We start from the raw sequence: 3,902 nt of genomic DNA on the forward strand, positions 1-3,902 counted from the left end.
TTGCAAGATAGTAAGCCCCGGTGTAGATATTCATACATGGGTCGGAAATAAGGTGCTCCGGTTTTATTCCATAACGAGCCAATTCGTTAAAGTGCTGGGAGTCCACCTGCATAAGTCCGGAGCCAAAGCCCGAAACAGGATTGTGGCCTTTTACGTCTGTGCGGAAGTTCGATTCATTCCAGGAGATTGCCCGAAGCAGATCCGGATCTATATGATAATCCCTTCCTGCCAGATCAAAACAATCAGCAGCGTTCAACATTCCAGAAAAAGCCAACGTTAAAAACGTAAGAGCAATCCGTTTCATTTCTTCCCTCCGGACACCATGCCGGAAATACGTTAACCCATCCCATGCCCAGACTCAACTAATATGCACTCCTCACCACCAAAAGCACCACACCCCACGCAAAATTAAAATTTTGCTGATTGGCATTCAAAAACATGCAGTTAGAGAAAAAGTAATGTGAAATAAATTATTTTAATGTGTGAAAGCGATTCGCATGCAAATCTAAAGCGAGTCGTTATTGAATTGCACGCGATTCAGTGGCGACTATTTTTTTAAAAAACATTTGTTTGCTAGGGGCGTGAATCTATATTAGATTCGTAATTAAATGGGGGGTGATTCGTGATGGGAGTCGTCATTTTATCGTGGTGATTCTAATGGTGAATCGCACAAAAATACGTGGTTTTAGAGTCGGTAATATTTGGCTTGTATGGATATTTAAATAAGAGGGCTTATGGCTAAGATCCAGGTTTATGTTAATGACAATGTCGCAGAAAAAATCAATGCGATTGCCGTTCAGCGGCGTGCCGAAGGTGCTAAAGAGAAAGATATTAGCTATTCCAGTATTGCATCTATGCTGCTTGAACTTGGGTTGCGCGTCTATGAGGCACAAATGGAAAGAAAAACGTCAGGGTTTAACCAAGCGCTTTTTAATAAAACCATTCTGGAGAACATTCTTAAAACACAACTCACTACCAGTAAGCTGTTAGGTATGACTTCTCTTAGTCCACACCTGGAAGGTAACGAGAAATTTGCATTCAAGGAAATGGTGACATCTATTCGGGAAGATGTTGAAGAGATTGTGTCTCAGTTCTTCCCTAAAGAGGATGATGATTCTCAAGATAATTAACTGAAAAAGTAAGATAAATAGATTATCGATCTACCATTTTTGGGTGACGATGTAAGCTAAAGTTGTTATATTTTATACAGTCTTAACTAAAATTTGATTGTCGACAACCTGTTTGTCGATTCGCCGGTACACCGGGGTAGAGACCCGATGTACCGACTATACACAGAAACCTTTCTAGGAGGCTTCAAGGTTCTGTCGCATTAAGGCGGCGTCGGGTAACATGCTGTTTTTTTTAATGATGTTGCCTGCTCATGCCTCTGATACGAAAAGCCTTCAAACGCCTGCACTATCCCCTCGATGTTATTGCTCAATGCGTTCGCTGGTATCTGGCTTATGCCCTTAGCCTGCGCAATCTCGAAGAAATGATGGTCGAGCGCGGCATTATTGTTGACCATTCGACGCTTCACCGCTGGGTTATCCGTCTGGTGCCGTTGCTGGATAAGGCGTTTCGTCGGCATAAGCGCACCGTGGGTCGGCGGTGGCGCATGGACGAAACCTACATCAAAATCAAAGGCCAGTGGAAATATCTGTACCGCGCGGTAGATACTGCAGGTCAAACCGTCGACTTCCTGCTGACCGCCAGACGCGACGCTGCCGCTGCGTTGCGTTTCTTTCGCAAGGCCATTCGTCATCATGGCGAACCCGAGGTAGTGACTATCGATAAAAGTGGCGCCAACACGGCCGCCCTGACCACACTTAACGCCAACAAACCAGAAGAAGAAAGGATGACCATCAGGCAGAGCAAGTACCTGAACAACCTGGTTGAGCAGGATCACCGGAATATCAAACGACGAATACGGCCGATGCTGGGATTCAAGTCGTTCCGCCGGGCGCAGACGTTGTTAGCAGGCATCGAGTTGTTACAGATGATACGCAAAGGACAACTTCAGCATCCCGCCGGCGACAGATTGTCACCAGCGGAACAATTTTATTTGTTGGCTGCCTAAAATATCGGCAGCACAACGTTTGCTGACTCTGCTCTGTTAATGCGACAGAACCCAGTGCGGGCACGGCGTTTATGCCCGCCGGGGCAACGCCACGGCATAAAGAGCGGAGATCCTCGACTTCCATATTGAGAATTTTTACGGATACTACAGTGAGGGGGCCCCCTCGACAGGGGTTATCACCTAGCCATACAGAAGTTACTCACTGAAACTGTGGATAACTTAAGAGCAAAATATTTCCGTCGACAAAACAGACATCTGACCAAAACCTCTAAGACTTTTCTTGCCAATAGCCAAAAACACCCACCATAATACTGTATATCCATACAGCACAATTAAGGCCTTTATGAAAGCAGAAATCATTTCCCCTCTGACCAGCTCACGACTGCAGCTCCCGCTGTTTGCAGACACCTGTCAGGCCGGTTTCCCCAGTCCTGCCACGGACTACGTTGAAAAGACGTTGGATTTAAATGAGTTCTGCATCAACCATCCCTCCGCCACATTCTTCGTCAAAGCCGAGGGGGATTCGATGATCGAGTCCGGGATACTGTCTGGCGACCTGCTGATCGTGGATAAGGCAGAAAAGGCTTCGCACGGCGACATCATCATTGCCGCCGTCGACGGTGAGTTCACCGTGAAACGGCTCTGCACACATCCTGTGCTGTGCCTGCAACCGATGAATCCAGCCTACTCCCCGATATTTGTTAATCCGGACGACCTGGATATTTTCGGCGTTGTTATCCACGCCATACATTCGTTTAAGTGACGCACAATGTACCTGCTCTGTGACGTCAACTCGATGTACGCCAGCGTCGAACAACTGTTCCGGCCAGACCTGAAGGGTAAACCGGTGATCGTGCTTAGTAACAACGACGGGGCGATTGTGGCTCTAAATAAAGAAGCTAAAAAGCTCGGCATTAAACGCTTCGCCCCCTACTTTCAGGCGAAGGACATAATCAGACGTTACCAGGTAACCTGTTTCAGTTCGAACTACGCGCTTTACGGCGACATGTCCGCACGGATCATGTCCACGCTGGAAGAAATGGCCCCAGAGCTGACTATTTACTCAATCGACGAGGCATTTATGAAGGTCACCGGCATAGATTCGTGTGAGTCTTACCTGGCCTTTGGCCAGCGCGTCAGGACGACAGTACGGCAGCGTACGGGGCTGACCTGCGGGATCGGGATTGCTCAGACACTTACGCTGGCAAAGCTGGCCAACCACGCGGCAAAAACGTGGCCAGCCACTGGAGGCGTCGTGGATCTGAGTAACCGCGACCGTCAGCGAAAGTTGATGGCTCTGCTGCCAGTGAATGAGACGTGGGGGATCGGGCGAAAGTTATCAGAAAAGCTGAATGCGATGGGCATTAAGACGGTGCTTCAGCTGGCGGACGCCAACCTGAACCTGATGAAGAAGACGTTCGGGGTCGTGGTGGAGCGAACCATACGTGAACTCAACGGCACATCCTGCATATCCATTGAAGCCCTGCCTGCCAAACAGCAGATCATCTGCAGCCGCAGCTTCGGAGAACGCATTACACAGCTTCAGGATATGAGACAGGCTGTCTGCCAGTATGCCGAGCGCGCCGCCGAGAAACTCCGCCAGGAGCGGCAGTACTGCAAACACGTCAGCGTGTTTTTGCGAACCAGCCCCTACGCCAACGAGCCGCAGTACGGAAACAACGCCAACCAGACGCTGATGTGTCGCTACCGATGTAAAACTGGCCCACCTGCCGATGTAAATCTGACCCACCTAGGGTAAAAATGGCAGTTTTAAGGCACTGCCAATGATGACATTGGAGACCAGAGTGGAGATTAGTGTTTTACA

At 48.7% G+C, this 3,902-nt stretch carries 4 protein-coding genes and 1 pseudogene; 4 read left to right on the forward strand and 1 reads right to left on the reverse strand.

Annotated elements, in window-relative coordinates:
• Positions 1-304: transglycosylase SLT domain-containing protein (locus QRY16_RS21520; RefSeq protein ID WP_289778000.1), on the reverse strand; the 304-nt coding region annotated here is incomplete at its 3' end.
• A 430-nt stretch (positions 305-734) separates the two neighbouring features.
• On the opposite strand from QRY16_RS21520, the gene traM reads away from it, so the two are divergent.
• From traM to umuC, 4 genes and pseudogenes are all read left to right on the forward strand, one after another.
• Positions 735-1,130, forward strand: a complete 396-nt coding sequence (traM, locus tag QRY16_RS21525) for a conjugal transfer relaxosome DNA-binding protein TraM (protein WP_032648830.1) — start codon at positions 735-737, stop codon at positions 1,128-1,130.
• A 251-nt stretch (positions 1,131-1,381) separates the two neighbouring features.
• Positions 1,382-2,077, forward strand: a complete 696-nt coding sequence (locus QRY16_RS21530; RefSeq protein ID WP_193405569.1) for an IS6 family transposase — start codon at positions 1,382-1,384, stop codon at positions 2,075-2,077.
• Between the two features lie 343 nt (positions 2,078-2,420).
• A complete protein-coding gene (gene umuD / locus QRY16_RS21535) occupies positions 2,421-2,840 on the forward strand; it encodes a translesion error-prone DNA polymerase V autoproteolytic subunit (protein ID WP_289778001.1) in 420 nt (139 codons plus the stop codon).
• Between the two features lie 6 nt (positions 2,841-2,846).
• A pseudogene (gene umuC / locus QRY16_RS21540) lies at positions 2,847-3,776 on the forward strand (translesion error-prone DNA polymerase V subunit UmuC); the annotation flags it as partial.
• Between the last annotated feature and the right edge of the window lie 126 nt (positions 3,777-3,902).

The organism is Mixta mediterraneensis (assembly GCF_030283135.1).
Lineage (GTDB): Bacteria > Pseudomonadota > Gammaproteobacteria > Enterobacterales > Enterobacteriaceae > Pantoea > Pantoea mediterraneensis.

Coding starts and splice junctions, on each gene's coding strand:
- umuD (WP_289778001.1), top strand. CDS start 2,421: ATGAAAGCAGAAATCATTTCCCCTCTGACCAGCTCACGACTGCAGCTC.
- traM (WP_032648830.1), top strand. CDS start 735: ATGGCTAAGATCCAGGTTTATGTTAATGACAATGTCGCAGAAAAAATC.
- QRY16_RS21530 (WP_193405569.1), top strand. CDS start 1,382: ATGCCTCTGATACGAAAAGCCTTCAAACGCCTGCACTATCCCCTCGAT.